The 26,885-nt window shown below is 69.6% G+C and carries 21 protein-coding genes; 9 read left to right on the top strand and 12 right to left on the bottom strand.

Annotated elements, in window-relative coordinates; genetic code table 11:
• Positions 1-48 precede the first annotated feature (48 nt).
• The 4 genes from ABT137_RS40410 (at position 49) to ABT137_RS40395 (ending at position 4,160) form a co-directional block, all read left to right on the top strand.
• On the top strand, positions 49-1,188 hold the full coding sequence (locus ABT137_RS40410) for a 5-(carboxyamino)imidazole ribonucleotide synthase (RefSeq protein ID WP_351716831.1): 1,140 nt from the start codon (positions 49-51) through the stop codon (positions 1,186-1,188).
• Positions 1,185-1,706 carry a 5-(carboxyamino)imidazole ribonucleotide mutase gene (purE, locus tag ABT137_RS40405; RefSeq protein ID WP_351716829.1) on the top strand — a complete coding sequence of 174 codons (522 nt, stop codon included), beginning with the start codon at positions 1,185-1,187 and terminating at the stop codon, positions 1,704-1,706. The genes ABT137_RS40410 and purE overlap by 4 nt, the downstream gene beginning before the upstream one ends.
• Before the next feature lie 21 nt (positions 1,707-1,727).
• Complete coding sequence (locus tag ABT137_RS40400) at positions 1,728-2,906, top strand: dipeptidase (protein ID WP_351716828.1); 1,179 nt, start codon at positions 1,728-1,730, stop codon at positions 2,904-2,906.
• Positions 2,907-3,062: 156 nt separating this feature from the next.
• Entirely contained in the window at positions 3,063-4,160 is a 1,098-nt protein-coding gene (locus ABT137_RS40395; RefSeq protein ID WP_351716826.1) for a dipeptidase, read from the top strand.
• Here the strand turns inward: ABT137_RS40395 and ABT137_RS40390 are convergent, their stop codons facing one another.
• Positions 4,161-4,550, bottom strand: coding sequence for a VOC family protein (locus tag ABT137_RS40390; RefSeq protein ID WP_351716825.1), 390 nt, complete (start codon positions 4,548-4,550; stop codon positions 4,161-4,163).
• Between the two features lie 55 nt (positions 4,551-4,605).
• Positions 4,606-4,965, bottom strand: coding sequence for a VOC family protein (locus ABT137_RS40385; RefSeq protein ID WP_351716823.1), 360 nt, complete (start codon positions 4,963-4,965; stop codon positions 4,606-4,608).
• Between the two features lie 420 nt (positions 4,966-5,385).
• Between ABT137_RS40385 and ABT137_RS40380 the strand changes: the two genes are divergently transcribed.
• A complete protein-coding gene (locus ABT137_RS40380; protein WP_351716822.1) occupies positions 5,386-6,951 on the top strand; it encodes a DUF7405 family protein in 1,566 nt (521 codons plus the stop codon).
• Between the two features lie 53 nt (positions 6,952-7,004).
• Here ABT137_RS40380 and ABT137_RS40375 read toward each other — a convergent pair whose 3' ends face one another.
• Both ABT137_RS40375 and ABT137_RS40370 read right to left on the bottom strand, forming a co-directional pair.
• Positions 7,005-7,451, bottom strand: coding sequence for a cupin domain-containing protein (locus ABT137_RS40375; protein ID WP_351716821.1), 447 nt, complete (start codon positions 7,449-7,451; stop codon positions 7,005-7,007).
• A gap of 356 nt (positions 7,452-7,807) precedes the next feature.
• The gene (locus tag ABT137_RS40370) at positions 7,808-9,151 is read right to left on the bottom strand and encodes a UDP-glucose dehydrogenase family protein (protein ID WP_351716819.1); all 1,344 of its coding nucleotides are present in this window, start codon (positions 9,149-9,151) and stop codon (positions 7,808-7,810) included.
• Between the two features lie 178 nt (positions 9,152-9,329).
• On the opposite strand from ABT137_RS40370, the gene ABT137_RS40365 reads away from it, so the two are divergent.
• Positions 9,330-10,487, top strand: coding sequence for an acyl-CoA dehydrogenase (locus tag ABT137_RS40365; protein ID WP_351716817.1), 1,158 nt, complete (start codon positions 9,330-9,332; stop codon positions 10,485-10,487).
• Positions 10,488-10,598: 111 nt separating this feature from the next.
• Here ABT137_RS40365 and ABT137_RS40360 read toward each other — a convergent pair whose 3' ends face one another.
• Complete coding sequence (locus ABT137_RS40360) at positions 10,599-13,397, bottom strand: discoidin domain-containing protein (RefSeq protein WP_351716815.1); 2,799 nt, start codon at positions 13,395-13,397, stop codon at positions 10,599-10,601.
• Between the two features lie 473 nt (positions 13,398-13,870).
• Here ABT137_RS40360 and ABT137_RS40355 point away from each other — a divergent pair, with 473 nt between their 5' ends.
• Entirely contained in the window at positions 13,871-14,236 is a 366-nt protein-coding gene (locus ABT137_RS40355) for a four-helix bundle copper-binding protein (protein WP_351716813.1), read from the top strand.
• A 79-nt stretch (positions 14,237-14,315) separates the two neighbouring features.
• Here the strand turns inward: ABT137_RS40355 and ABT137_RS40350 are convergent, their stop codons facing one another.
• Complete coding sequence (locus ABT137_RS40350; protein WP_351716811.1) at positions 14,316-15,614, bottom strand: LCP family protein; 1,299 nt, start codon at positions 15,612-15,614, stop codon at positions 14,316-14,318.
• A 119-nt stretch (positions 15,615-15,733) separates the two neighbouring features.
• Between ABT137_RS40350 and ABT137_RS40345 the strand changes: the two genes are divergently transcribed.
• Positions 15,734-16,282, top strand: coding sequence for an acyl-CoA thioesterase (locus ABT137_RS40345; RefSeq protein WP_351716810.1), 549 nt, complete (start codon positions 15,734-15,736; stop codon positions 16,280-16,282).
• Positions 16,283-16,430: 148 nt separating this feature from the next.
• Here the strand turns inward: ABT137_RS40345 and ABT137_RS40340 are convergent, their stop codons facing one another.
• On the bottom strand, positions 16,431-17,960 hold the full coding sequence (locus ABT137_RS40340) for an LCP family protein (protein WP_502984654.1): 1,530 nt from the start codon (positions 17,958-17,960) through the stop codon (positions 16,431-16,433).
• Positions 17,961-18,086: 126 nt separating this feature from the next.
• On the opposite strand from ABT137_RS40340, the gene ABT137_RS40335 reads away from it, so the two are divergent.
• Positions 18,087-19,121: a glycosyltransferase family 2 protein gene (locus ABT137_RS40335; RefSeq protein WP_351716808.1), complete on the top strand. Its 1,035-nt coding sequence runs from the start codon at positions 18,087-18,089 to the stop codon at positions 19,119-19,121.
• Between the two features lie 18 nt (positions 19,122-19,139).
• Here ABT137_RS40335 and ABT137_RS40330 read toward each other — a convergent pair whose 3' ends face one another.
• The 5 genes from ABT137_RS40330 to ABT137_RS40310 all read right to left on the bottom strand — a co-directional run bounded on the left by ABT137_RS40330 (position 19,140) and on the right by ABT137_RS40310 (position 26,786).
• The gene (locus ABT137_RS40330) at positions 19,140-20,693 is read right to left on the bottom strand and encodes an LCP family protein (RefSeq protein WP_351716903.1); all 1,554 of its coding nucleotides are present in this window, start codon (positions 20,691-20,693) and stop codon (positions 19,140-19,142) included.
• Positions 20,694-20,951: 258 nt separating this feature from the next.
• A complete protein-coding gene (locus tag ABT137_RS40325; protein WP_351716901.1) occupies positions 20,952-22,562 on the bottom strand; it encodes an LCP family protein in 1,611 nt (536 codons plus the stop codon).
• 230 nt (positions 22,563-22,792) lie between these two features.
• Positions 22,793-24,508 carry an LCP family protein gene (locus tag ABT137_RS40320; protein WP_351716806.1) on the bottom strand — a complete coding sequence of 572 codons (1,716 nt, stop codon included), beginning with the start codon at positions 24,506-24,508 and terminating at the stop codon, positions 22,793-22,795.
• Positions 24,509-24,750: 242 nt separating this feature from the next.
• Positions 24,751-25,875, bottom strand: a complete 1,125-nt coding sequence (locus ABT137_RS40315) for an LCP family protein (RefSeq protein ID WP_351716804.1) — start codon at positions 25,873-25,875, stop codon at positions 24,751-24,753.
• A 155-nt stretch (positions 25,876-26,030) separates the two neighbouring features.
• Positions 26,031-26,786: a TIGR03089 family protein gene (locus ABT137_RS40310; protein ID WP_351716802.1), complete on the bottom strand. Its 756-nt coding sequence runs from the start codon at positions 26,784-26,786 to the stop codon at positions 26,031-26,033.
• Positions 26,787-26,885 lie beyond the last annotated feature (99 nt).

Raw genomic sequence — 26,885 nt, 5'->3', positions numbered from 1 at the left:
CACGGCGGCGGAAACCGGCCACCCCGGCGCGGCCGATACCCTAGGGGCGTGACGTTCCCGGTAGTCGGCATGGTCGGCGGGGGTCAGCTCGCGCGTATGACGCACGAGGCAGGCATCCCGTTGGGCATCAGGTTCAAGCTCCTCAGTGACACCCCGCAGGATTCCGCGGCCCAGGTGGTGAGCGATGTCGTCATCGGCGACTACCGCGACCTGGAGACGCTGCGTGCGTTCGCGCGCGGCTGCGACGTGATCACCTTCGACCACGAGCACGTGCCGACCGAGCACCTGCGGGCCCTGGAGGCGGACGGCATCCCCGTGCGCCCCGGCCCGGACGCGCTGGTGCACGCCCAGGACAAGGGTGTGATGCGGGCGAAGCTCACGGAGATCGGCGTGCCCTGCCCGCGGCACCGGATCGTGACCGACCAGGAGGACGTGGTCCGGTTCGCGGCCGAGGGCGACGGCTTCCCCGTCGTCCTGAAGACCGTGCGCGGCGGCTACGACGGCAAGGGCGTGTGGGTCGTCGAGACCGCCGAGGAGGCCACCGACCCCTTCCGGGCCGGCGTGCCCGTCCTCGCCGAGGAGAAGGTCGACTACGTCCGCGAGCTCGCCGCCAACGTCGTACGCTCCCCGCACGGCCAGGCCGTCGCCTACCCGGTGGTCGAGTCCCAGCAGGTCAACGGCGTCTGCGACACCGTGATCGCGCCCGCCCCCGACCTCGACGAGTCCCTCGCCCTGCAGGCCGAGGAGATGGCCCTGCGGATCGCCAAGGAACTCGGCGTGGTCGGCCACCTGGCCGTCGAGCTGTTCCAGACCCGCGACGGCCGCATCCTCGTCAACGAACTGGCGATGCGCCCGCACAACTCCGGTCACTGGAGCCAGGACGGCGCGATCACCAGCCAGTTCGCCAACCATGTCCGGGCCGTTCTCGACCTGCCCCTGGGCGACCCGCGGCCCCGCGCCAGGTGGACGGTCATGGTCAACGTCCTGGGCGGCGACTACCCGGACATGTACTCCGCGTACCTGCACTGCATGGCCCGCGACCCCAAACTGAAGATCCACATGTACGGCAAGGACGTGAAGCCCGGCCGCAAGGTCGGTCACGTCAACACCTACGGCGACGACCTGGACGACGTTCTCGAGCGCGCACGTCACGCTGCCGGCTACCTGAGAGGCACGATCACCGAATGAGCCCCCTTGTTGGCATCGTCATGGGTTCGGACTCCGACTGGCCCGTCATGGAGGCCGCCGCCAAGGCCCTCGACGAGTTCGAGATCGCGTACGAGGTGGACGTCGTCTCCGCGCACCGCATGCCGCGCGAGATGGTGACGTACGGCGAGCAGGCCGCCGAGCGCGGCCTGAAGGTGATCATCGCGGGTGCGGGCGGCGCCGCCCACCTCCCGGGCATGCTCGCCTCCGTCACCCCCCTCCCGGTCATCGGCGTGCCCGTCCCGCTGAAGTACCTCGACGGCATGGACAGCCTCCTGTCCATCGTGCAGATGCCGGCCGGCGTCCCGGTCGCCACGGTCTCCGTCGCCGGCGCCCGCAACGCGGGTCTGCTGGCCGCCCGCATCCTCGCCGCCCACGACGAGGACCTGCTGCAGAAGATGCGCGAATTCCAGCAGGACCTCAACGACCAGGCCACCGAGAAGGGCAAGCGGCTGCGGGCCAAGGTCGAGGGGCCGAGCGGCTTCGGCTTCGGCAAGTAGGACTCCGGGAAGTAACACGCAATGACGTCCCTCGATGAAGCCCGGTCCCTGCTGCGCGAGTTCCCGGTCGTCGACGGCCACAACGACCTGCCGTACGCACTGCGCGAGCAGGTCCGCTACGACCTCGACGCCCGTGACATCGCCACCCACCAGAACACGCACCTGCACACCGACATCCCGCGGCTGCGGGAGGGCGGGGTCGGTGCGCAGTACTGGTCGGTGTACGTCCGCTCGGACCTGCCGGGCGCGGTCCCGGCGACCCTCGAACAGATCGACTGCGTACGGCAGCTGATCGCCCGTTACCCGGCCGACCTGCGGGCCGCGCTGACCGCCGCCGACATGGAGGCGGCGCGCGCCGAAGGCCGTATCGCCTCCCTGATGGGCGCGGAGGGCGGCCACTCCATCGACAACTCGCTGGGCACCCTGCGCGGTCTGTACGAGCTGGGCGTGCGCTACATGACGCTCACCCACAACGACAACAACGACTGGGCGGACTCGGCGACCGACGAGCCGAACGTGGGCGGTCTGTCGGCCTTCGGCCGCGAGGTCGTGCGCGAGATGAACCGGCTGGGCATGCTGGTCGACCTCTCCCACGTGGCGGCCACGACCATGCGCGCCGCCCTCGACACCACCGCCGCCCCGGTGATCTTCTCCCACTCCTCCTCCCGGGCCGTCTGCGACCACCCCCGCAACATCCCGGACGACGTCCTCGAACGCCTCTCCGGCAACGGCGGCATGGCGATGGTGACGTTCGTACCGAAGTTCGTGCTCCAGGCGGCGGTCGACTGGACGGCGGCGGCCGACGACAACATGCGCGCCCACGGCTTCCACCACCTCGACACCACCGAGGCGGCGATGAAGGTCCACCGGGCCTTCGAGGAGACCACCCCGCGCCCGATCGCCACCACCGCCACGGTCGCCGACCACCTCGACCACATGCGCGAGGTCGCCGGCGTCGACCACCTCGGCATCGGCGGCGACTACGACGGCACGGCCTTCACCCCCGACGGCCTGAACGACGTCTCCGGCTACCCCAACCTCGTCGCCGAGCTGCTGGACCGCGGCTGGTCCAGGTCCGACCTGGCGAAGCTGACCTGGCAGAACGCGGTCCGGGTGCTGGGCGCGGCGGAGGACGTGGCCCGCGGCCTTCAGGAGACGCGGGGGCCGTCCCACGCGACCATCTCCGAGCTCGACGGCTGAACGGAGGAGGGCGGCCCTCGAGTGCCGCGCGGAGAACGTGGGCGTTCGGGGCGTACCCCCGAACGCCCCATCCACCAGGAACCCTCCCGGGCGGCCGTGCGACGGTGAGCTACAGCCCCATCACGACGTAGCTCACGACGACGTACGGAGCCCTTCATGGCCGACCTCCAGCACGACATCCACACCACGACCGAGGTCGGCAGGGAGGACGTCTTCCCGGACGACCCGTTCCCCGTGCAGTCCGGTACCGCGTTCCTGGAACGGGCCCACGCGCTGCTGGAGGCGCATCCGGTCGCGGACGGCTACAGCGGGCTGCCCCGGGCGCTCGGGGCGCTGCCCTGGTACGACCTGGAGCTGGGCGAGACGGCCGTGGACACGGACGTGCCCCGGCTGCGCGAGGGGCACGTGGGCGCGCTGTTCTGGTCGCTGGACCTGCCGGCGCGGGAGTGGGGCGAGCGGGCCGTGGGGGCCACCCTGGAGCAGCTGGACCTGGTGCGCCGGGTGGTCGAGATGCACCCGGAGGGGCTCCGCCTGGTGCGCACCGCCGGGCAGGTCATCGACGCCCGCAACTGCGGCCGGGTCGCCGTCGTCCTCGGCCCTGCCTCCGCCGCCGCCCTCGGCGACTCCCTCGGCATCCTGCGGGTCCTGCAGTCCCTGGGCCTGCGCGTGCTCTCCCTGGCCGGTGCCGCCTGGGCGGGGGAGGAGGGGCTGACCCGGTTCGGCGAGGAGGTGGTCCGGGAGATGAACCGGCTCGGGGTGCTCGCCGACCTGTCCGGCGCCCCGGAGGCCACTCTCGCCCGGACGCTGGCGCTCTCCAAGACCCCGGTCCTGTGCACCCGCTCCGCCGCCGCGGCCCTGCGCCCGCACCCCGCCAACCTCTCCGACGAGCTGCTCGGGCAGCTGGGGGAGCACAAGGGCGTGTGCATGGTGCCGCTGGCCGCCGAGCAGAGCGGGCCGACCGTCCCGGACGTCGCCGACCACCTCGACCACGTCCGCGTGGTCGCGGGCCCCGAGTGCGTCGCCCTGTCCGGCACCTACGACTCCGGCGCCGCCCACCCCCGCGACCTCGACGACACCTCCGGCTACCCCCACCTGATCGCCGAGCTGCTCCGGCGCGGCTGGTCGGAGACCGAACTGTCGCTGTTGACCTGGGGAAACGTCCAGCGGGCCCTGCGCAGCGCCGACTTCACCGCCCGCGCGACCCAGCGCCGCAGGGAACCGACCCCGCCCCGCCCGGCCGACACCGAGGTCTGATCAGTCGATCCGGCACAGACAGAACGGATGGCCGGCCGGATCGGCGTACACCCGGAAGTCCTCCTCGACCGGGTCCTCCTCCCGCCGCAGCAGCCGCGCCCCGAGGGCCAGCACCTTCTTCTCCGCCACGTCGACGTCCTCCCAGGCCGGCCCCGCGTCGAAGTCGAGATGGAACTGCTGGGAGTCGTGGTCGGCGCGCGGCCACTCGGGCGGGGTGTACCCCTCCGCCAGCTGGAAGCACAGCCGCAGCCCGTCCGGCAGCCTCAGCACGACCCAGTCCTCCTCCTCGACCACCAGGGAACCGCCGGCGACAGCCGCGTAGAAGGCGGCCAGCGCGTGCGGGTCGGGACAGTCGATCACCACGTTGCGCAAGCGGGCGATGGACGCCATGAGCACTCCTCCTCTGTCTCCGTCTTCACCTTCTGCTGCTTCTTCTGCTCTTCCCTCAGCAGGCGCAGAGACAGAACGGATGCCCCGCAGGGTCGGCGTACACCCGGAAGGTGCGCTCCCGGTCCGCCGCGTCCAGCGGCTTCGCGCCCAGCTCCAGGACTCCCTGCTCGGCCGCGTCCAGGTCGTCCACCACCAGGTCCAGGTGGAACTGCTGCGAGCCGTCGGGCGCCGGCCACTGCGGCGCCACGAATCCGGGCGCCCTCTGGAACGCCAGCGCCTGCCCGCCGGGCACCGTCAGGTCCACCCAGTCCCCGTCCCCCTCGACACTGCCGCCCAGCACGCCGGCGTAGAAACCGGCCAGCGCGGACGGGTCGGGGCAGTCCAGGACGACGACACCGAGCTTGGCGAGAGCCATGACTTCCTCCTTGCAGTGGGAGCTACCTCTAGGACTTCCTCACCAAGTGGGAGGTTCCTCAGTCGTCGCCGGCACCCACCGATCGACCTCCCGCCCTGGGCGGCGTTCGGCACCGCAGCGGGCGATGTCTTCGTATTCCTGGTCGGGACTTCACCAATGGATCAGCACGCCCGATCCGAAGGGCGCCGTTCTGTCAGGAGTGGGGTTCCTGTTAATACGGCCGGTCTCGATGACCCGGCGGCGTGTTGGCTTCGATGACCCTGGGCTTCGTGTGGTTATATCGGCGCGGCGAATCTGCTATTCCGCCCCCCCGGCCCCCCGATGGGCATTCGTGGCAGGAAGGTGAAGTCACGGCCATTCGGGCGGGTTGGAAATTCGATGCCGGATGATGGCAGACATCTGTTCCACAGCGAGGGAATCATGACGGACGGCAACGAGAACGGGCCTGCGGGCGGACCTCGACAAGCCCTGAACAGGCGACGCCTTCTCCAGGGGACGGCGGGCACCTTCGGTGCCGCTCTGGCCTCTGTCGGCATCTACAAGATGATCGATGGGATGGTGGAACCGCCGGACCGCCCGACCGCCTCGGAGGGCCCGCCCGTGCAGGAGCAATATATCCTGCAGAACGAGCAGGTGGCCATGGTCGATGAATCGGCCGTGCACAGCAGCAGCGGTACGATCGCGGTCCGGGTGCCGGCCCTGCACGATCACGTCATTACCGCGAAGCTGAAGGTTCCGGCGAATGCCAAGGCGTTGCAGGAGGCGCAGCACCAGCTCGAGTCCGCGATCGTGGCTCTGGAACGCGAATATCCGCCCACTCCCACGGGCGTGGGCGTCACGGTGGCCTGGGGAATTCCGTATTTCCACCACTACGTCCCCACCCTGGGCAAGGGGTCGGGCTTTTTCAAGGCGGGAACACGTTACCCGTCCTATCTGCCGGTCGACCTGATGACCTCCAAGACGGAGGGCCGTACTGTCTATGCGGTGCAGGACGCCAGGACGTTCCCCAGCGACCAGCCTCCGCCCGGCTTCGGGCCGGTCCGCCTGGAACAGAATGACGTGGCGGTGCTGCTCCGCAGTGACACACTCGCCAATATCACGGCGGCCTCCAACGCGATCTTCGGAACCGGAAGCAACCAGGCGGGCAGCCTGTTCAAGGTGACGAGTATCCGCCAGGGTTTCTCCGGAGGCGGTTTCTTCGGGAAACAGGGCCTGCCGAGCAAGCTGGCGCTGGCGGCAAACATCCCCGGTGCGCAATCGATTCCTCGGCAGGCGCAAGGTTTCCTCGGCTTCGCCACCACCCTGGTGTCGAACATGGGACCTGACAACATCGCCAATCTTGAGACCCTGCCCGGTTTCACCGATCAGTGGCCCAACGGCTACTTCAAACAGGGCACCACCATGCATCTCTCGCACCTGTTCCAAAACCTGGAGGCCTGGTACGAAAAGAGCTACCCGCGGTACTCGGACCGCGTCCAGGCGATGCTCCTACCGGGCCTGAAGCCCGCCCCCGCGCCGGGTACGTACGCCCTCCAACCGCCGGGGCCGACCGTGGCCCAAGTGGCGGAAGGGGTCAAGCGGTACCACGCCTACGGCCACACCGGGAGCATGTCGGAGGTGGACAGCACCACAAAGCAGGAAACCAGCAACTACGGGAAGTCATATCCCTCGGGGACCACCATCCCGGTGCGCGGCGACTTCGATACGCTGGACAATCCGTTCCACTACACGTCCGATCCGACAGGAGACCACTACAGCCCGAAGCCGGCGGCCGGGCTGCACTTCATTCAGTTCCAGCCGACGATCGGAATCTTCAATATCGTTCGGCTCGCCATGGACGGCCACTATCCCGGCATGACGCTCCCCGTCTCACCGCGCAGCATCCACGCCGGCGTCAACTCGGTCCTGAACACGACTCACCGGCAGAACTACCTGGTTCCACCGCGTCGCCATCGCTCCTTCCCGCTCGCCGAGTTCCTGACCTGACGCGAGCGGCCCTCGCGAGCGGCCCTCCGGCGGACCGGAACGGGGCGTGCGCACTAGGGATGGGTGTATTCGACCGCCGCAGGTTCCGCGAAGGCGTCCAGTTCTGGCAGGTTCACCACGATGGGATCGACGCCGGAGCGCACCACGACCCAGACCGTCTCCGCCTCCGGGGAGGCGTTGATCTCCTGATGGCTGACGTGCCCGGGGATGAACACGAAGTCCCCGGGGCCCGCCTCGGCCACGTTCTCCAGCTTTTCGCCCCATCGGAAGCGGGACGTGCCGCTGATGATGTAGAGGATCGTCTCCTGGTCGCCGTGATGGTGGGCGCCGGTGGCGGCGCCGGGCTTGACAGTGCTGCGGAAAGCCGAGAGGTGAAGCGCGCCGGGATTTCGACTGTCGAAGGCGGCCTCTCGGACCAGGCCGGGGGTCTGCGGCGTATCACCGTCGAGCTGGTCCGCATGGACAACCCGGACTTGAGCACCGGAACGCGTTTCGGTCATGAGTTCTCGCCTCCAACATCTGCTTGATTTGGAGATCAGGCGGTCCTCACGCAACGTGTCCTATTATCAGCCTCAGAATAACAGTGGAGGCTGAAAGCGGCGAATGTGCCGGTCTGGCTCAGTTCAGGGTCTTGAGGTGGTTCGCCGGGACGTGGACCTGTCCCCCGCCCGCGCCTCGGTTCACCGGATATGCACGTGCCGCGTGGTGCAGAATGCAACAAGACACCGGTTCGGCCGACTGAGCCTCGGCCGAACCGGTGTCGTCTGTTGATCTTGGGCGGATGCGGTGCGATCCAGCGCCCCGCACTGGAGCGCCCCTTAGGAACTGCGCGACCAGCCCCCACAAACCCGCAGCCTCACGCGGTCGGACGCCCCATCGCGCGATACGTCCACCCGGCCCGCCGCCAGATCTCAGGATCCAGCGCATTACGCCCGTCGAGGATCACCTTCTCCGTGGCCGCTTCTCCCAGCGCCGCCGGATCCAGCTCCCGGAACTCCCGCCATTCCGTCAGATGCAGCACGACATGCGCCCCCCGCACGGCCTCCAGTGCGGCCTCCGCGTAGCCGAGCGTCGGGAACAGCCGCCGCGCGTTGGCCATCCCCTTCGGGTCGTACACGGTCACCTGGCCGCCCTGCAGATGGATCTGCCCGGCGACGTTCAGCGCCGGCGAGTCCCGGACGTCGTCCGAGTCCGGCTTGAACGTCGCGCCGAGCACCGCGACCCGCTTCCCGAGGAAGGACCCGCCGCCGAGCGCGTCCCGGGCCATCTCGACCATCTGCCCCCGGCGCCGCATGTTGATGGAGTCGATCTCGCGCAGGAAGGTCAGCGCCTGGTCGGCGCCCAGCTCACCCGCACGGGCCATGAAGGCGCGGATGTCTTTCGGCAGGCAGCCGCCGCCGAACCCGATCCCGGCGCGCAGGAACTTCTTCCCGATCCGGTCGTCGTGCCCGATCGCCTCGGCGAGCTTGGCCACATCGCCGTCCGCGGCCTCGCACACCTCGGCCATGGCGTTGATGAAGGAGATCTTGGTCGCCAGGAAGGAGTTCGCGGCCGTCTTCACCAGCTCGGCGGTCGGGAAGTCGGTCACCACGAACGGCGTGTCCTCGCCCACCGGCGTCGCGTACACCTCGCGCAGCAGCTTCTCGGCCCGCTCGCTGCGCACGCCGACCACGATCCGGTCGGGGTGCAGGGTGTCCTGGACGGCGAAGCCCTCCCGCAGGAACTCCGGGTTCCAGGCCAGCTCGGCGTCGGCGCCCGCGGGCGCGTGCTCGGCGAGATAGGCGGCCAGCCGCTCCGCCGAACCGACCGGCACGGTCGACTTGCCGACGACGAGCGCGGGCCCGGTGAGATGCGGCGCCAGCGACGCGATCGCGGAGTCGACGTACGACATGTCGCAGGCGTACTCGCCGTGCTTCTGCGGGGTGTTCACACAGACGAAGTGGACGTCACCGAAGGCCCCCACCTCGGCCCAGTCGGTGGTGAAGCGCAGCCGCCCGGAGGAGCCCTCGAAGCCCGCCACGTGCCGGCGCAGCAGCTCGTCGAGACCCGGCTCGTACATCGGGGTCTCGCCGCGCTCCAGCATCGCGATCTTCTCGGGTACGACGTCGAGCCCGAGCACCTCGAAGCCGAGCTCCGCCATGGCCGCGGCATGCGTGGCGCCGAGATAGCCGGTGCCGATCACAGTGATCTTGAGGCTCATGGAATGCTCCAGCTCGGGGATGTTGGTGCTGCTGCGGGGCCGAGCATAACCGGGCCCCCTTTCGGGCAACTTTCCCGCTGTCGCGTACCTCACGTCACCGTTCCGTGGGCCGCGCTCTAAACTTTGAGTTACTTAACAGTAATTAGCGTCAGCACCACTGCGTCTGGAGTGAGAGACCTTGGCCGGATCGGCTGACTTCGACCTGTACCGCCCGTCCGAGGAGCACGACATGCTCCGGGACGTCGTCCGCGCGCTGGTCGAGGCGAAGATCGCCCCGTACGCCGCCGCGGTCGACGAGGAGGCCCGCTTCCCGCAGGAGGCGCTCGACGCCCTGGTCGCCAACGACCTGCAGGCCGTGCACGTCCCCGAGGAGTACGGCGGGGCCGGTGCCGACGCGCTCGCCACGGTCATCGTGATCGAGGAGGTCGCCCGGGCCTGTGTCTCCTCCTCCCTCATCCCGGCCGTGAACAAGCTGGGCTCGCTCCCGGTGATCCTCTCCGGCTCCGAGGACCTGAAGAAGAAGTACCTCACGCCGCTGGCCAAGGGCGACGCGATGTTCTCGTACTGCCTCTCCGAGCCGGAGGCGGGCTCCGACGCGGCCGGCATGAAGACGAAGGCGGTCCGCGACGGCGACCACTACGTCCTCAACGGCGTGAAGCGCTGGATCACCAACGCGGGCGTCTCCGACTACTACACGGTGATGGCCGTGACGGACCCCGAGAAGCGCTCCAAGGGCATCTCGGCCTTCGTGGTCGAGAAGGCGGACGAGGGCGTCTCCTTCGGCGCCCCGGAGAAGAAGCTCGGCATCAAGGGCTCGCCGACCCGCGAGGTCTACTTCGACAACGTCCGCATCCCCGCCGACCGCATGATCGGCGCCGAGGGCACCGGCTTCGCCACCGCGATGAAGACCCTGGACCACACCCGCATCACCATCGCCGCCCAGGCCCTCGGCGTCGCCCAGGGCGCCCTCGACTACGCCAAGGGCTACGTCCAGGAGCGCAAGCAGTTCGGCAAGCCGATCGCCGACTTCCAGGGCATCCAGTTCATGCTCGCCGACATGGCCATGAAGATCGCCGCCGCCCGCGCCCTCACCTACCAGGCCGCGGCCGCCTCCGAGCGCGGCGACGCCGACCTCACCTTCCTGGGCGCGGCGGCGAAGTGCTTCGCCTCCGACGTCGCCATGGAGGTCACCACGGACGCCGTCCAGCTGCTCGGCGGCTACGGCTACACCCGCGACTACCCCGTCGAGCGCATGATGCGCGACGCGAAGATCACCCAGATCTACGAGGGCACCAACCAGGTCCAGCGGATCGTGATGGCGAGGAACCTGCCGTAGCAGGGTTTTCACAGGCCGGCGAACCGGCCACCCGGATGCGCGGTCTGCCTGGACCGCGCATCCGGGTGCTCGTCGTACCCTCGGGTCTGCCCTTCGGTCTGCTCTCGGGTCCTACCTGCCGCCGTACACGGCCAGTTCGCTGATCGCCATCTGGCCGCCGGTCTGGCCGCCGGCGTTGGGCCGGTCGGCGATGATCCGGACGTAGCGGGCACTGACCGGTGTGTCCAGGCGGACGCCGGTCGTGCCGCCGGCGCTGTCCGTGCGGTGGGCGACCGTCCAGAACGTCGAGCCGTCGAGGGAGACGTCGATGTGGAAGGCGGTCGCGTACTTGTCGGTGGGCATCAGGACGGACACCACGTCGACCGACTGCGCCTGCTGGAGGTCGACCTGCAGCGTCCACCGGTAGCGGTTGGTGGCCTGCGCGAAGGTCGACGGGTTGCCGTCGTCGCCGAGCGCGGGCGTGGAGTTCGGCTGCATGTCGGCCTGGGTTCCGTCGATGAACAGCGCCTGGGCCGGGGCGTTCAGCGCGGTGTTGCTGCTGCCCGAGGCGGCCGGGGCGTACGCCCCGAACTCGCTGATCGCCATCTGGTCGCCGCGCTGGCCGGAGTCGTTCGGCTTGTCGGCGACGACCCGCAGGTAACGGGCGGTCACCGGTGAGGAGAAGGCGACGGGGACGGTTCCCCAGCCGCTGTTGTTCACGGTGCCGACGGTGGTCCAGCTGGTGCCGTCGGTCGAGGCGTCCACGTGGAAGTCGGTGGCGAAGTGGGCCTGGGGCATGCCGACCGTGACGTATCCGAGGCGCTGCGACTGCTGGAGATCGACCACGAGCTGCCAGCGGAACTGCCCGCTGGCCTGGATGTACGTGGCGGGGTCGCCGTCGGTGGCGTAGGTGAGCTGGGACTCCGGCTGGAGCTGGGCGGTGCTGCCGTCGACGAACTGGGCCACGGCCGGCTTGTGCGCCGCGAGGTTGGCCGGGGCCGTCCCGGCCGGCGGCGCCGCGATGCCCGCGTACGCCGCTTCGAGGCCCGCGCCCGCCAGCAGGGACGCCGGTACGCCCACGCCGGCCGCGGTGACCTGGGTGTTGCCGCTGACGTTGGCGTTGGCGGGGTTGCCGCAGACCCAGTTGGGCGTGATGTTCTCGAAGTAGTTGCCGGTGAAGGAGAAGTCGCCGTAGGGAGTGGTGGTCCCCTCCTTGCAGCCGCCCATGGAGGAATTGTTGTTGTTGTAGGCGGCGTTGCCGGTCATCGTCACGTACTGACTGCCGCCGTCGGTGTAGATCGCGAACCCGCCGCCCCCGGCGCCTTCGTCATGCACGACGTTGCCGCTGATGACCAGGCCGTCGGCGAGCGAGGTGCCCTCCTGGCCCAGGACGTAGATGCCGCCGCCGTCGCTGCGCTGCTGCATGTAGTCGTAGACGAGGTTGTTGGTGATCCTGTTGCCCGTGGTCCTGGTGGCGGTGCGCCCCCAGCCCCAGTTCGAGCTGATCCCGCTGTAGGGGACGTTGTTGACCTGGTTGTGCGTGATGGTGTCGTTGCGGGTGTAGCCCTGGAAGATGCCGACACCGCCGGTGTACTCGACGGCGACGTTGTGTATCCAGTTGTCGGCGACGGTGTTCCCGGAGGGCATGACGGACACGTCGGCCGGGGTGGCGTCGGTGCCGTTGCCGATCTCGATCCCGTTGGAGGAGATGTCGGTGAAGACGTTCCCGGTGATCGAGGAGTTGGCGACGCCCTGGCCCAACTGGAGCCCCGCGGCGCCGAGATGCGTGAACGTGTTGCCGGTGAGCTGCAGCCCGTCGGTGTAGCGGAAGTTCACGTTGCCCGGGGTCATCATCCAGTTGCCGTACGGGCAGGTGCCCGGGTCGGTGGTGGAGAAGCGGTCGCACGAGCCCTGGTACTGCCAGGCGTTCGCACCGGTGAGGCGCATGTTGGCCTGCACCTCGGAGAAGCCGTCGGTCGTGTTCGGGCTGGTCCAGGCCCCGTACTCGACGGTGATGCCGCTGATGGAGAGGCCGCGCAGCGGGTTCGCCGCGGTGCCGCTGCCCTGGATCAGGTTCTGCAGGTGCGGTATCTCGGCGTCGGCGGTGCTCATCTGCTGGCCGGGGCGAGGCAGGTAGTAGAGGGTGTGGGCCGGCTTGTCGAGGTAGAACTCACCCGGTCTGTCGAGCAGTTCCTTCGCGTTCTCGACGGAGGTCGGAAGGTCCGCGTTCACGCCGTACTGCTTCTTCGTGGAGTTGTCGAAGCACGGCTGGTCCATCGTCACCGTGGTCCCCGACACCGACGCGACGCCGCAGCGCATCTGCGTCCACTCGACGCCGTACACGAACTCGACGTCGGAGATGTTCCCCCAGCCGGCCAGCGTCGTGTTGGAGGTGGTGTAGCCGGTGGCGGTACGGGTGAAGGTGGTCGCCACCGTGCCGGACGCGCGGTTGGCGCGGACCCCGTCGACGTAGAGCTGCCGGGTGTCGGTGCCCGCCGGGACCGACGCGCTCCACACCCCACCCGCCCCCTGGGTCCAGCCGGTCACCTGCTGCCCGCCGCTGAGCACCGGGTGGGCGCCGGGCGCCGCCTGGTAGCTGACGGTGTGACCGCCGGTCGCGGAGTCCCCCACCGCCGAGTCGAAGAAGAGCGGGGCGTCCAGCTGGTATTTCCCGCCGGCCAGCACGACATCGATGTCAGAGGTCATCGTGCCCGTCGCCGCCCGGACCTTGCTCTGCGCCGTCAGCAGCCCGCACGGCGCCGTGGCCGAGCAGGTGGATCCCGTGCCGTTCGGCGCCACGGAGTAGACGACGGGGTCGGTCGCGGCCGAGACGGGAGCCGCGCCGACGGCGACCGCGGCGCCGGCGAGGAGGGTGGTCAGTAGGCGGACGGCCATCCGGAATGAGGCCGGGCGCTGGAAACGTCGCTGCATGGATGCTCCGAGGCGTCGTTGGCGGGTGCGCGATCCACGTCGTATGTCCCCGAGAGGGAAATGAATAAGGTTCATAACCTCTTGGCTGACACGGCGAGTCACTATGACAGTGATGTGTCGTGGAGGGAAGACCTCTATCAAATCCCCGTCAGGAACGGCACTCACGCACCCCAACAGCTCATAACCGGGCAACAGTTGCCATAACTGCACCGGGGAGACGTCGATGTATGTGCCTGATCAGGGAAGATGAATATGACTCTTCCTGTGACCTGCGCAGCCGTGCCGAACCGGCCCGCGCCGGGCGGTCGCCGGTGTCGAGCTCCTCGAACCCGGGCCGGTCCCCGGCGGCGGTCACCCGCTTCGGAGCAGCGGGCAGGAGGCGGTGGCCCGGGTGGCGCTACCGGGCGGTCGGGCTTAGGAACGGAAACGTACGGGGCCTGCTGCGGGCCCTCTCCCTTCCCCTTGGAGGAGCCATGACCCAGACCGGACCCATGACGGCCATGTCCAAGCAGATGCAGGAGTGCGTCAACATGTGCATGGCCACCCACACGATGTGCGAGGAGACCCTGAGCTCCTGCATGTCGATGGAGGGCGGCCAGGCCCACATGCGCATCATGCGCGCGCTCATGGACTGCTCCGAGGCGACCCGAATGTGCGCCGACATGATGATGCGGCGCTCGCCGCTCTCGCCCGAGATGTGCGCGATGTGCGCCAAGGCCTGTGACATGTGCGCCGAGGCGTGTATGTCCATGCCCGACGACCCTCAGATGAAGCGCTGCGCGGAGGCGTGTCGCCGCTGCGCCGAGATGTGCCGCTCGATGGCGACCATGCCCATGTGACGCTCGTCGCGACCGAGTACGCCGATGGGGAAGGGCGCCGGGCCCTTCCCCACGTGGTGCCGCTCGCCGCCGCTACGGCCTAGTTGCCGCTGACGGTGACCTTCTCGTCGTTCTTCAGCTCGTCGACCAGGGTCTTCACCTTGGCCTTGTCCCAGACGAGGTTGCCGCCGGTGGAGCCGGAGACCGGCATGTTCATCGAGGTGCCGTCGCCGCCGTTGACGTCCTTCATCGCGAAGAACATCGACGCCAGGTCCCACAGGCTCATGTCCTTGTCGACGGTGAGGGAGTCGAGGCCCGCGCCGAGGGTGGGGTAGAGCTTGAAGGGGTTCAGGATCGTCGACGGGGTGGCCACCTGGTGGGCCAGGGCGGCCAGGAACTTCTGCTGGTTCTTCGTGCGCTGCAGGTCGGACGTGGCGAAGGCGTGCCGGGTACGGACGAAGGCCAGGGCCTCCTCGCCGTTCAGGGTCTGCTTGCCCGCCTTGAAGTTCGCGCCCGAGTAGCTGTCCTTGAAGCCCTTGTCGATGGTGATCGTGACGCCGCCGACCGCGTCCACGATGTCCGCGAAGCCGGCGAAGCCGATCTCCACGTAGTGGTCTATGTGCAGACCGGTGTTGTACTCGACCGTGCGGACGAGGAGGGTCGGGCCGTCCTCGGCGTAGGCCGCGTTCAGCTTCGTGTGGCGGCCGGTGCCCTGGTAGACCTTGCCGGACGTCGACCCCTGGTAGGAGGGGATCTCCACGTCCGAGTCACGGGGCAGCGAGATCAGGGTGTCGCCGTTGTCTCCGACGTGCAGGATCATCATCGAGTCGGTGCGCTGGCCCTCGGCCGACCCCGTGTGCAGCTTCTTCTTCTCCTCGGCCGACATGCCCTTGCGGCTGTCGGAGCCGACGATCAGGTAGTTGGTGCCCTTGCCCGCCGCCGGCCGGTCGATCACCTTGGACAGGTCGACGTCCCGGTGCAGCTTGGAGTCGGCCCAGAAGTAGGTCGCGACGGATGTGACGACGAGCACGCTCACGACGACTATCGCCGTCCACTTGATCCGCTTGCGCCAGTTGGGAGCCGGCCGCGGTTCGCGCTCACGCGTGCCGGAGGGACCGCCGCCCCCCGGGCCGCCGCCGTAGACCTGGCCGGTGTTGTAGCCGCTGTCGTAGCCGTCGTACCCGCCACCGTCGTCGTACCCGCTGTTGTACGACGGCTGCTGCGGGACGCCGGCGTACCCACCGCCGCCCTGCTGCGGGGCGCCGTACGGCGGCGCCGACGGCTCTCCGCGCCGTACCTGGCGCATGACGCGGGCGCCCTCAGGCTGCGCGCCTGCACTACCGCGTCCGTATTGGTTGCCGCGGTTGCCGTCCGACCGTCCCTCGGGCCATTCGTTCATGGGCCCCAGTGTGCAGGCAGCCACTGCGCTTCTTACAAGGGTCGTCGGAAAATCAGGGCACCGCTGTTGCGAACCCGACACAAATTCCGCGATTGTCACCTCGGCATAAGGTGGGGGCCATGACAGACCAGGCCCCCGAGGCGGAATCCGATATACCCGGCAAGCCGACGTCCGCGTCCCGGACCACGCTGAGCCACATCATGACCCACAGCGACACCAACCTCCTCGGGACGGTGCACGGCGGTGTGATCATGAAGCTCGTGGACGACGCGGCGGGCGCGGTCGCCGGGCGCCACTCGGGCGGTCCCGCCGTCACCGCGTCCATGGACGAGATGGCGTTCCTGGAACCGGTCCGTGTCGGCGACCTCGTCCACGTCAAGGCCCAGGTCAACTGGACCGGCCGGACGTCGATGGAGGTGGGGGTCCGGGTCCTCGCCGAACGCTGGAACGAGTCGACCCCCGCCACCCAGGTCGGCTCGGCCTACCTGGTCTTCGCGGCGGTCGACGCCGACGGCAAGCCGCGCCGGGTACCGCCGGTGATCACGGAGACGGACCGGGACCGCCGGCGCTATCAGGAGGCCCAGATCAGGCGCACGCACCGGCTGGCGAGGCGGCGGGAGATCAGGGAGCTGCGCGAGCGCAGGGTGGCGGAGGGGTACGTGGACTAGCTCGGTGCGTCGTCGGCTGCGGGCGCGTCGTGGCTGGTCGCGCAGTTCCCCGCGCCCCTAAAAGCAGGGCGCCGTCCAACCCCGTGCTTTCAGGGGCGCGGGGAACTGCGCGAACAACCGCCACCGGCCCGCAGCCGAAGTACGACCCTCAGCAGACCTTCTCGTCCCCCCGGATGACGGAAGCCTCTCCCTGCGGCGCAGGCTCGTCCACCCGCACCTTCCGCACGGCCCCCTTGAAGTCCGCCCCCACGGTCACCCGCAGCACCGGCCCGAGCCCCGGCACGGCCCGCAGCTCGCTGCCCGGCAGGGCCGCCGCCAGGGACCGGGCCGAGCGGTCCCACCGTGGATCGAAGGAGACCACCGTCCGCTTCACGTCGCGGTGCGCGGCCGTCACCGGCCGGTGGTTCGTCGCGAAGCCCGTCGCCGCAAGCGCCGCGTCCATCCGCCGCGCCACCCCCGCCGTACCCGTGCCGTTCTCCACCTGGACCCGGATCGTGGCCGGCGCCACCTCCACCGTCGCCGGCGGCGGCCCCTGCGGCTTCGGCGCGGCCGCGGGCGCATGCGCCGGTGCGGGCGGTGCGGGCGGTGCGAGCGGCTGGTCGTCGCGCAGGGACCGGAACAGCCGGTCCGACCCGGCCCGGTCCCACTTCAGCGTCGAGCCGATGCCCTTCACGGGGTACGCCAGCTGCCCGATGGGGACGGTCGTGAACTCGGAGGAGGACGGGGAGAAGTTGCGCATCGCCCGGCCGAGGTCCAGCAGTTCGTCCGTGCCGAAGCCGGTGTCGGCGCGCACCGACCCCAGTACCGCCCGCGTCACGTCCCGGAACCGGATCGGGTTGAGCAGCACCCCGCTCGACGTCGCCCGTTCGATCAGCGACGCCAGGAACCGCTGCTGCCGCTTCATCCGGCCCAGGTCGCTCGCCGCGTCGAGGTGCCGGGCGCGGACGTACTGCAGGGCCTGGCCGCCGCCCAGGGTGTGCGTGCCGGGGGAGAGGTTCAGGCCGGTGTAGGAGTCCTTCAACGGCAGGGCGGTGCAGACCCGGACCCCGCCGAGCACGTCGACGGTCCGCATGAACGTGATGAAGTCGACCTCCAGGTAGTGGTCGATCTTCAGATGGGTCATGTCCTCGACCGTGCGGACGGTCAGCTGCGGGCCGCCCTCCGCGTAGGCCGCGTTCAGCTTGATGGGGTGGGCCGGGTAGGTGCGGTGCGTCGTCTCGTCCACATGCGCCGGGACCTCGGCGTACGAGTCGCGCGGCAGGCTGACCACCGTCGCCCGCTCCCGGTCCGCCGAGATGTGCACGATCATGATCGTGTCGGTGCAGTGGCAGGGCGCCCCGCCCAGCCGGTACTTCCGCCGCTCTCGCTCGGTGATCTTGTCGCGGCCGTCGGTGCCGACCAGCAGCACGTTCATGCCGTGGCCGGCGGCGGGACGGTTCTTCATGTCCTTGAAGGGGTCGACCCGGGCGATGTCCGCGTCCAGGCCGGCCATCACCGAGTGCCCGATCCCGGCCGACGCCAGCACCACCACCGAGAGCGTGGTCACCGCCCGCATGGCCCAGCGCGGCCGCCGGGGCCTTGCGGGTCGTACCGGCGGCCGCGGGGCCTGACGGGTGGGCTGCGGTCGGCGCTGCGGCGGGGCGGGCCGGGCGGGGGACCGGGGCGGGCTGGCGGACAAAGGACACCTCCGGACGAGGCCGTACGTGGGATCCGTGAGCACCGTAGGCCGATACGACCTTCAGCCCGCTCCACCGCCGATGCGGCGCGCACCGCTGTCCCCCGTTCGCGGTAACGTGAGCCCCCTATGAACGCCAAGCCCGACGTGCGGCACCCCGCAGTTTCTGTGATCATGCCCGTCCTCGACGAGGAGCGGCATCTCCGCGGGGCCGTCCAAGCGATCCTCGCGCAGGAGTACGCCGGCGAGCTGGAGGTCGTCATCGCCCTCGGTCCGTCCACGGACCGCACGGACGAGATCGCCGCCGAGCTTGTGTCCGAAGATTCCCGCGTGCACACCGTCCCGAACCCGACCGGGCGTACCCCGGCCGCGCTGAACGCCGCGATCAAGGCCTCCAGACATCCGATCGTGGTCCGCGTCGACGGCCACGGCATGCTCTCGCCGAACTACATCGTCACCGCGGTACGGCTCCTGGCGGAGACCGGCGCGATGAACGTCGGCGGCATCATGCACGCCGAGGGCGAGACCGACTGGGAGCACGCGGTCGCGGCGGCCATGACCTCGAAGATCGGTGTCGGGAACGCCGCCTTCCACACGGGCGGCGAGGCCGGCCCCGCCGAGACGGTGTACCTGGGCGTCTTCCGGCGCGAGGCCCTGGAGCAACAGGGCGGCTACAACGAGGAGTTCATCCGCGCCCAGGACTGGGAGCTGAACTTCCGGATCCGGGAGGCCGGCGGACTGATCTGGTTCTCGCCGGAGCTGAAGGTGTCGTACCGGCCGCGGCCGAGCGTGAAGGCGCTCGCCAAGCAGTACAAGGACTACGGCCGTTGGCGGCACGTCGTCGCCCGCTACCACGAGGGCTCCATCAACCTGCGCTACCTCGCCCCGCCGACGGCGCTGTGCGCGATAGCCGCGGGGGTCGTCGTCGGGGCGCTGGTCACCCCGTTCGCCTTCGTGGTCCCGGGCGGCTACCTCGCGGCGATCGTCGCCGGGTCCCTCCCGGCCGGCAAGGGGCTGCCGCTCAGGGCCCGGCTGCAGATCCCCGTCGCCCTCGCCACCATGCACATGTCGTGGGGGTACGGCTTCCTGACCAGCCCCAGGTCGCTGGCGAAGCGGGTCATCGCGTCCCGTCGCCCCGCGGTGCTCAGCCCCTCCACGAACTGAGCACCGGCCCCCGGGGCGTCACCAGGTGTAGTCCGGGTCGACGTGCATGCACGCCTTGGTGTCCGAGGCGTTGAGGGCGTTCGCCGACGCCGGGGTGGTGTCATCGTCGTCGGCGGTGTACTTGGTGCCCGAGCGCCAGTCGGCGCCGACGACCAGTGTGACCCCGTCGACGTCGGTGGACTTCTTCACCTGGTCGGTGGGGATACCCAGGGCCTTCGCGACCCGCTGGGCGTCGCCCGCCAGGTCCGCGCTCGGATAGCGCACCAGCGTCTCGTCCTCGCTCAGCAGCGCCGACGTGTCGGCCGCCGCCTTCGTGAAGCCCTTGCCGACGAGGAGTTCGGTGACGGCGGCGGCCCGGCCGGTGACGGCGGTCTCCGTGCTGCTCTTCGTGCCGTTCTGGACCTGTACGGCGATCTTGTCGTCGGCCGCCGCCTTGTCGGTGACCTTCGTCGTGGTGGTGGTCGTCTTCTTCTTGTCCTTGCCGTCCAGCGCGACGTCCTCGCGGACCAGCCGCCACAGCTTGGCCGCGTCGGTGGGCTTGGGCAGGACGCGGTTGCCGTCGGAGGAGTACACGAACGGCATCGTCGTCATGGTGATGCGGTTCGTGGGGACCTTCTTCAGCTCCTTGCTGAGGTCGTAGAGCTTGGTGACCGAGCCGAGGCCGGTGTCGACCGTGAGCGCCTTGGTGGCGGTCTCGGCGAGCCCCAGGAGCTTGTCGGGGTTGCTGAGGGTGGCGTTGGAGCGCAGCTGGCGGACCATCGAGTTCATGTACATGTGCTGGGCCTTGGTCCGGGCTATGTCGCTGCCGTCCTCGAAGCCGTAGCGGGTGCGCAGCCACTGCAGGGCCTGCTTGCCCTTGACGGAGGTGGTGCCCTTCTTCAGCTTCAGGCCGGAGCCGTGACCGGTGGAGGTGTGCGAGTAGATGTTGGCGTCCACGCACACCGGCACCCCGCCGATCGCGTCCGCCATGGACACCACGCCCGAGAAGTCGACCATCATGAAGTGGTCGATGTGGATGTCGGTGAGCTTCTCCCAGGTGGCCACCGTGCAGCCGGGTCCGCCGCGTTCCAGGGAGGCGTTGGTCATCGTGTCGTCGGTGGCCGCGTAGACCTTGCCGGTCTTGGCGTCGGTGCACTTGGGTATGTCCACGAGCGTGTCGCGGGGCATGGACACCACCGACATGTTGGTGCGGTCGGCCGACACATGCAGCAGCATCTGGACGTCGGCGCGGGCGGCGGTGCCGATGTCCGCGGCCCCGCCCAGCTTCACGTTCTCGGCGGAGTCCCGGGCGTCGGAGCCGATCAGCAGGATGTTCAGCGGGGTCTGACCGGCCGCGTTCGCCTTGGTCTCGGTGGCGCGGTCCTTGGAGTCCCCGATGTTCAGGGACTCCTTCTTGATGTTGCCGTTGAGGTGCTCGTAGTACAGGTATCCGGCGGTGGCGGTGCCGGCCAGGGCCAGCGCCAGGACCGAGGCGGACCAGCGCACGATCCGGCGTCTGCGGCGCCTGCGGTCACCGTCCTCCGTGCCGCGTCTGCTCCGCCGGCCCCCGCCGTCCTGGGGCGTGAGAGACATGGTGTCCTCGACCGCGGACACCACGCCGGACACCTCCCCCCGCACACTGCTGCGCACCACCTGGCCCACCCTCCCGCTCGCACCTGCCACCACACCCGGAACTCCCGGGCACCTGGGCACGGCGGCAGTGTCATGCAGTGGTTTAGGAGTTACCTGTGCCTACCTGTGCGGACCTGTGTGTGAAGAGACCGTGCCGCCTGTAGCGATCCTGTACGGAACCCGGTACGGGACCCCGCACCGGACCGGCGGCACGGCCCGCTACCAGCGGTAGGGCGCGTACACGTCCATGCACTGCTTGGTGTCCGAACCGTTGATCGCGTCGGCGTTGTCCGGCAGGTCACCGGCCTTCGGCGCGGACTGCTTCGGGTACGCCGTCCCCTCCCGCCAGTCGGCGCCGACGACGAGCGTGACACCCGACACATCGGTGGTCTGCTGCACCTGGCCCGTCGGGATGCCCAGCGCCTTGGCGACCGCCTGCGCGTCGCCCTCCAGGTCCGCGCTCGGATACTGGACCACCGTCTTCTCCACCGACTCCGCGGCCCCCGAGGTGTCCGCCGCCGCCCTGGTGTAGCCCTGGGCGCCCAGTTCCTGGGCGAGCGACCGCGCCCGGCCGCCGACCGCGGCCTCGGTGGCGGTACCGGTGGCGTTCCGCACCAGCACGCCGAGGCTGCCCGCGGAGACGGACGGCTCCTTGGCCGGCTCGGCGCTCGCCGTGGTCTTCTTCTTGCTCTCCTTGGCGCCGCCGTTCTTGTCGAACGCCACGTCGTCGCGGAGCATCTGCCACATCTTGTCGGCGTTGGCGCCGTCCGGCAGGAGGTGGTCCTTGTTCTGCGGGTCCTGGACGTTCGGCATCGTGAGCGAGGTGATGCGGTCCGTCGGCACCGACTTGAGCTGCATGCCCAGGTCGTAGAGCTCCTTCGGGGTGCCGATCTCCTCGGAGACCGTCAGCGACTTGGTCGCCGCCTCGGCCAGGTCCATCAGCCTGCCGGTGTCGGTGAAGACGTTCTGCCCCTTCAACGTGCGGATCATCGAGTTGAGGTACATGTGCTGGGCCTTGGCCCGCAGCGGGTCACTGCCCCAGGCGTGCCGGGTGCGCAGCCACTGCAGGGCCTGCGCGCCCTGCACCTTGTGCGTGCCGGCCGTCATCTTCAGCCCGGAGCCGCCGGACACCGCGGCCGTCGGCCGGTCCCACACGTTCTGCTTCACACAGACGTCGACGCCGCCGATGGCGTCCGCCATCTTCACCACGCCGGCGAAGTCGATCGTGATCCAGTGGTCGATGTAGACCCCGGTGAGGTTCTCCCAGGTGGCCAGCGTGCAGCCGGCACCGCCCCGGGCCAGCGACTCGTTGATGATGGTGTTGGTCGCCGGGTACACCTTGCCGGTCTTCGGGTCCGTGCACTTGGGGATGTCGACGCGGGTGTCCCGGGGGATGCTCACCATCGCCGCGCTCTTCCGGTCCGCCGACAGGTGGATCAGCATCTGCACGTCGCCGAGCGGCGGGCTGCCCCGGTCGTACTTGGCCCCGCCGAGCTTCACGTTCTCGTCGGAGTTACGGCTGTCGGAGCCGATCAGCAGGATGTTCAGCGGCGTCTGACCGGCCGCGTTGGCCGCGGTCTTCCGTGCCTTGGCGTCGCCGATGTCGCGCTCGCCCTTCTGGATGTTGCCGTTCAGGTGCTGGTAGTAGAGGTAACCGGCACCGGCCGTACCGAGGATCACCACCGACAGCACGGTCGCCGACCAGCGCAGCACCCGCCGGCCGCGTCTCCGCCGGCCGCCGTGCGAGCCGGCCTCGGGGCGTCCGCCGCCGGTGCCGCCCGGCGCGTCGGGTGCCGTCGGTGCCTTGCGTGCCTTCGGTGCGAGCGACATCGTGTCCTCGACCGCAGGCACCTCCCCCCGCACATCGCTCTGCGTCAACTCCCCGCCCTCCCCACCCTGCGCCCTGCGCGCACAGGCCCGCCGCCACGCCCCCCGTCGGACGTCACACGGACCACACGGGTCCGCCCCGCGCCCGGTTAGACGCGTGACGGACCCATAGGGTTACCTACTTATTCGCTGTTACTTGGCGGTCATGCGAGGTAACTCTTCGTCGCGACGCCCTACTTGGCGCAGGTCACCTTGTCCGCCGTCGTCTTGCTGTCCACGTCCGGCGCCTTTGTCGGAGTGGTGAGGGAGACCCCCGCCCCCTGGTAGTCCTTGCCCAGCGTCAGAGTGATCGCGGGCAGGCCCTGGGAGTTGATCACGCTCTTGCCGGGCTTCATCGCGGAGCCGGACAGCCCCATGAGGCTGGCCAGTTCACGCGCCTGATCGGCCTGGTTGGGGGCGTACTCCAGGGTGGTCTTGCTGAGCTTCGCGTCCGCGTTGCCGGCGTTCTCCGACTTGACGACGCCCTCCTGGTTCTGCAGCCAGCTGAGGGCCTCCTGGGCGCTGCCGTCGGGGGCCCCGCCGTTGAGGATCCGCACCCGCACCTCGGAGGCCGCGGACTTGCTGCCCTCCAGGCGGGCGGCGGCCGCGTCCTTGCTGGCCTGCGCCTGCTTCTTCTTGACGGCCGTGAACGAGACGTCGCCCTTGATCGCCTGGAAGACCGCGGGGGCCTTCGTCTCGTTGAGCACGACGGTCGCCTTCACCTTCTCCGCCGGGTTGTCCAGCACCGGGATGGTGGTGAAGGTCAGGTTCTTCGGGTTGAGCTTGCCGAGCTCCAGACCGAGGTCCTTCAGCTTGCCGATGCTGTCCAGCTGGGAGTCGACGGTGAGCGCCTTGGTGCCGACCTCGGCCAGCTTCACCAGCTTGGTCGGGCTGGTGAGCGTCGAGTTGGAGCTGAGCTTGCGCATCAGGGCGCTCAGGAACTGCTGTTGGAGCTGGATCCGGCTCAGGTCACCGCCGAAGCCGACCGAGTGCCGGGTGCGCACGAACGCCAGCGCGGTCTCGCCGGAGATGTTGTGGGTGCCCTTGGACAGCTTCAGGTGCGAGTCCGAGTCGTCGATGTCCTTGGCGAGACACACCTCGACCCCGCCGACCGCGTCGGTCAGCGTCTTGACCGCGTTGAAGTCGGCCACCATGAAGTTGTCGGCCTGGATCCCGGTCAGCTCGGTCACCGTGCGCACGGTGCAGCTGGCGGTACGGCCGTCCTGGCCGAGGCTGGTGTTGAAGCGGACGTTCTCGGTGCCCGCGATGACCTTCTCGGTCCCGTCCTCCTGCTGCGTCTGGCAGTCGGGTACGTCGACGATCAGGTCCCGCGGAATGCTCAGCGCGGTGGCGTTCGAGCGGTCCTTGGCGATGTGCAGCAGGATCGTGGTGTCGGCGTGCCCGACGCTGCCGGCGTCGCCGTAGCCCTCGTTGCCCGAGCCCGTCCGCTTGTCGGTTCCGATGATCAGCAGGTTGATCGCCTTGTCCTTGCTGAAGCCACCGGTGCTCGCGCCGTCGTCGGAGACGGACGTGATGTTGTCGTTGAGGTGCTTGATGTAGAGGTAGCCGGCGGCCGAGGCGGCGACCAGCACGAAGGCCATCGTCCCGCCGGTCCACAGCAGGACCTTCTTGGCCTTCGACTTCTTCTTCACCGGCTGCCGCCGGGAGCGCCGTCCCGCCGGTGGCTCGGGCTCGGTGCGCCGTCTGCGCTGCCCCGGAATCTCCGGGCTCGCGGTCTCCCGGGTACCGCCCGCGCCGGCGCCCGGCGAGGCAGGTCTGCGCGGTCCGGGCACCGGCGACTGCGGTGCGGAAGGCGTCAGTCGCAGTTCGTATTCACCGGTGTTCGGATTGAGCACCCACTGGTCTGCGGGATCGATGTTGTCCGCCCGCCCACGGCCTTGCGCGTCCACGGTTGTCCGAATCCTCCGTCGGGGCCACGCGGCGCCTTCCCCCCACCAAGGCGCTCGGTCACGTTTCGCGGTGCGCGACCCCAGGACGGACCTCGCGGCCGGGTGCACCGGAGCGCTCACACTATCCGCCCAGTTCAGCGTCGAGTGACGCCAGTGACAAATTCGTCTTCCCTACAACCGGGCAATCCATCTCATTTAACTGACAACGAACGGCACGGAAGTTCGCCGCCTTGGCACGTGCTTTACGCGCAACTGTCCTCGGCGGCGGTGTTACCGCGAAACGCGGACGCCGAGGAGTCCGCGGCGGAGGAGGCGCTCTTCTTGACGACCTTCACCGGCCGGTCGGCCCGCAGCAGCGCGAACAGCGCGTCCGCCCTGCCCGCCACCAGCTGGTCCCGGTTGGAGTCGTACACGTACGGCTCCCGCGGCACGGTGAGGAACTGCACCTGGTCGGTGGGGATGTCCCGCAGCCCGCGAACCAGCTGGTACAGCCCCCGCAGACTGGCCAGTTCCGGATCGGTGGTGAGCGCGGAGGTCGCCGCGTCCAGCAGCGGGTAGAGCTTCGCCGGATTCAGCAGTACGTCACTGCTCTGCACCTTGTTGACGAGCGCCCCCAGAAACTGCTGCTGGCGGTCCATCCGCCCGGTGTCGCTGCCGTCCCCGAGCGACTTGCGCACCCGTACGTACCCCAGCGCCTGCTCCCCGTCGAGGGTGACCCGCCCGGCGGGCAGCCGCAGCTTCGCCGCCTTGTCGTCGATCGGCTTCTTCAGGCACACCTGCACCCCGTCGATCGCGTCGACCATGTCCTTGAACCCGCTGAAGTCGACGACGACGTGATGATCGATCCGGATGTCCGTGAGCTTCTCGACGGTACGGATGGTGCAGGCCGAACCCCCCACCTCGAAGGCCGAGTTGAACAGCGTGAACGAGGGCTCGCTGCGCCGCCCGTCGCCGCGCAGACAGCCGGGCACGTGCACCATCAGGTCCCGGGGCAGCGAGACGGCGGTGGCGCTGCGCCGGTCGCGGGCGAGATGCAGCAGGATGGCCGTGTCGGAGCGTTCGGTGCCCGAGTCCTTGCCGTAGCGGCCGTTGCCGTCCCCGGCGCGGGTGTCCGACCCGATGAGGAGGATGTTCTGCGCGCCCCGCACCAGCGCGGTGGGCCGCTCCCGCTCGTACCGGGCGAGCTCGGCCTCGGCCGCCTCGTCGGCGGTGATGTTGTGACTGAGCTTGGCGTACAGGGCCCAGCCGCCGCCGACGGCCCCGAAGAGAACCACACCGACCCCCAGGGCCGCCCCCCGCACCCAACGCCGACGCCGCCGCCGGGCAAGCCCGTACCCGGTGGCGGATGCCCCTACGACGTCGGTCACTCCTCAACAGTGCCCGGGGTGGAGGGTGCAGGCGGCGGTAACTAGTCCACGCGGGTGACTGGTCCCACCTTCTTGGGGGCGCGGGACTGTGTCGATTTGCGGCTCCGCCGCGTGGGCGCGAACGGCCCCCACCGGCCCGCAGCCGAAAAGCGACCTCAGCGAGCGGAAGCAGTAACCCGCTCACTCTCGATCCGCTTCGCGACCCCTTCCTCACCCAGCTCATCCAGATGCCGGCACAGCACCACCGACCCCCCGACCGCGAGCGGCGCGTACAACCCCGCGCTCAGCCCCTCCCACGTGTCGTACCCCAGCCCCGACAGCAACCGCGACCCCGGCCCGGTCAGATCCAGCCCCGCCGCGTCCCCGAGCGCCCGCTCCACGACCTCGGCGCCGCTCATCTCCGCCCCCGCGACGATCAGCGCGGGCTCCTCCGGATCCACCGGCGAGAACGGCACGAACCGGTCCCCCTGACTCGGCACCTCGACGGCGTAGTCGACGAACCCCTCCGGCGTCCGCGGAAACCGCCCACCCAGCGGCCGCAGCGCGAGAGCGACCCGTTCGCCCCGGCACGCCCGCGCCGCCTCCAGCGCGTCCGGCCCGCTGACGACCACGTCGGCCGCCGCCGGCTCCCCGGCCACGTCGGCGATCACGCCCACCGACGAACAGGCCAGCAACCACACCGCCGTCTGCCAGTGCGCCGGCAGCAGCAGAGCGACCCGGTCACCCGGCCCCGCCGCAAGATCGGTCTGCAACAGATTCGCCGTCTTCGCCACCCAATTGGCGAAGGTGGCCACGGACAATTCGACGCGCTCGCCCGTCGCGTCGTCGTAGAAGGTCACCAGGGGGCGTCCGGGATCCGCGGCGAGCGCGGAACGCAGCAGGTCGGCAGGGGTGCGATCGGTGGCGTTCACCCGCGCAAGCGTACGCCGAGCCCGGTGCCCGCACCGGCCGGCGGGGCCACCGGTTCGGCGTAGCGGGCCCCGACGGACCGTCAATTCCCCAATGGACAC

The organism is Streptomyces sp. NPDC001980 (genome assembly GCF_040296885.1).
In the GTDB taxonomy this organism is placed as follows: domain Bacteria; phylum Actinomycetota; class Actinomycetes; order Streptomycetales; family Streptomycetaceae; genus Streptomyces.
Note: the sequence above shows the minus strand (reverse complement) of the source record. Positions and strands in the feature narration are given on the sequence as shown.

What these genes read in the sequence shown, in the direction of transcription:
- ABT137_RS40400 (WP_351716828.1), top strand. Translation starts at nt 1,728, where the DNA reads ATGACGTCCCTCGATGAAGCCCGGTCCCTGCTGCGCGAGTTCCCGGTC.
- ABT137_RS40390 (WP_351716825.1), bottom strand. Translation starts at nt 4,550, where the DNA reads ATGGCGTCCATCGCCCGCTTGCGCAACGTGGTGATCGACTGTCCCGAC.
- ABT137_RS40330 (WP_351716903.1), bottom strand. Translation starts at nt 20,693, where the DNA reads ATGTCTCTCACGCCCCAGGACGGCGGGGGCCGGCGGAGCAGACGCGGC.
- purE (WP_351716829.1), top strand. Translation starts at nt 1,185, where the DNA reads ATGAGCCCCCTTGTTGGCATCGTCATGGGTTCGGACTCCGACTGGCCC.
- ABT137_RS40375 (WP_351716821.1), bottom strand. Translation starts at nt 7,451, where the DNA reads ATGACCGAAACGCGTTCCGGTGCTCAAGTCCGGGTTGTCCATGCGGAC.
- ABT137_RS40360 (WP_351716815.1), bottom strand. Translation starts at nt 13,397, where the DNA reads ATGCAGCGACGTTTCCAGCGCCCGGCCTCATTCCGGATGGCCGTCCGC.
- ABT137_RS40335 (WP_351716808.1), top strand. Translation starts at nt 18,087, where the DNA reads ATGAACGCCAAGCCCGACGTGCGGCACCCCGCAGTTTCTGTGATCATG.
- ABT137_RS40395 (WP_351716826.1), top strand. Translation starts at nt 3,063, where the DNA reads ATGGCCGACCTCCAGCACGACATCCACACCACGACCGAGGTCGGCAGG.
- ABT137_RS40370 (WP_351716819.1), bottom strand. Translation starts at nt 9,151, where the DNA reads ATGAGCCTCAAGATCACTGTGATCGGCACCGGCTATCTCGGCGCCACG.
- ABT137_RS40355 (WP_351716813.1), top strand. Translation starts at nt 13,871, where the DNA reads ATGACCCAGACCGGACCCATGACGGCCATGTCCAAGCAGATGCAGGAG.
- ABT137_RS40325 (WP_351716901.1), bottom strand. Translation starts at nt 22,562, where the DNA reads ATGTCGCTCGCACCGAAGGCACGCAAGGCACCGACGGCACCCGACGCG.
- ABT137_RS40385 (WP_351716823.1), bottom strand. Translation starts at nt 4,965, where the DNA reads ATGGCTCTCGCCAAGCTCGGTGTCGTCGTCCTGGACTGCCCCGACCCG.
- ABT137_RS40350 (WP_351716811.1), bottom strand. Translation starts at nt 15,614, where the DNA reads ATGAACGAATGGCCCGAGGGACGGTCGGACGGCAACCGCGGCAACCAA.
- ABT137_RS40345 (WP_351716810.1), top strand. Translation starts at nt 15,734, where the DNA reads ATGACAGACCAGGCCCCCGAGGCGGAATCCGATATACCCGGCAAGCCG.
- ABT137_RS40380 (WP_351716822.1), top strand. Translation starts at nt 5,386, where the DNA reads ATGACGGACGGCAACGAGAACGGGCCTGCGGGCGGACCTCGACAAGCC.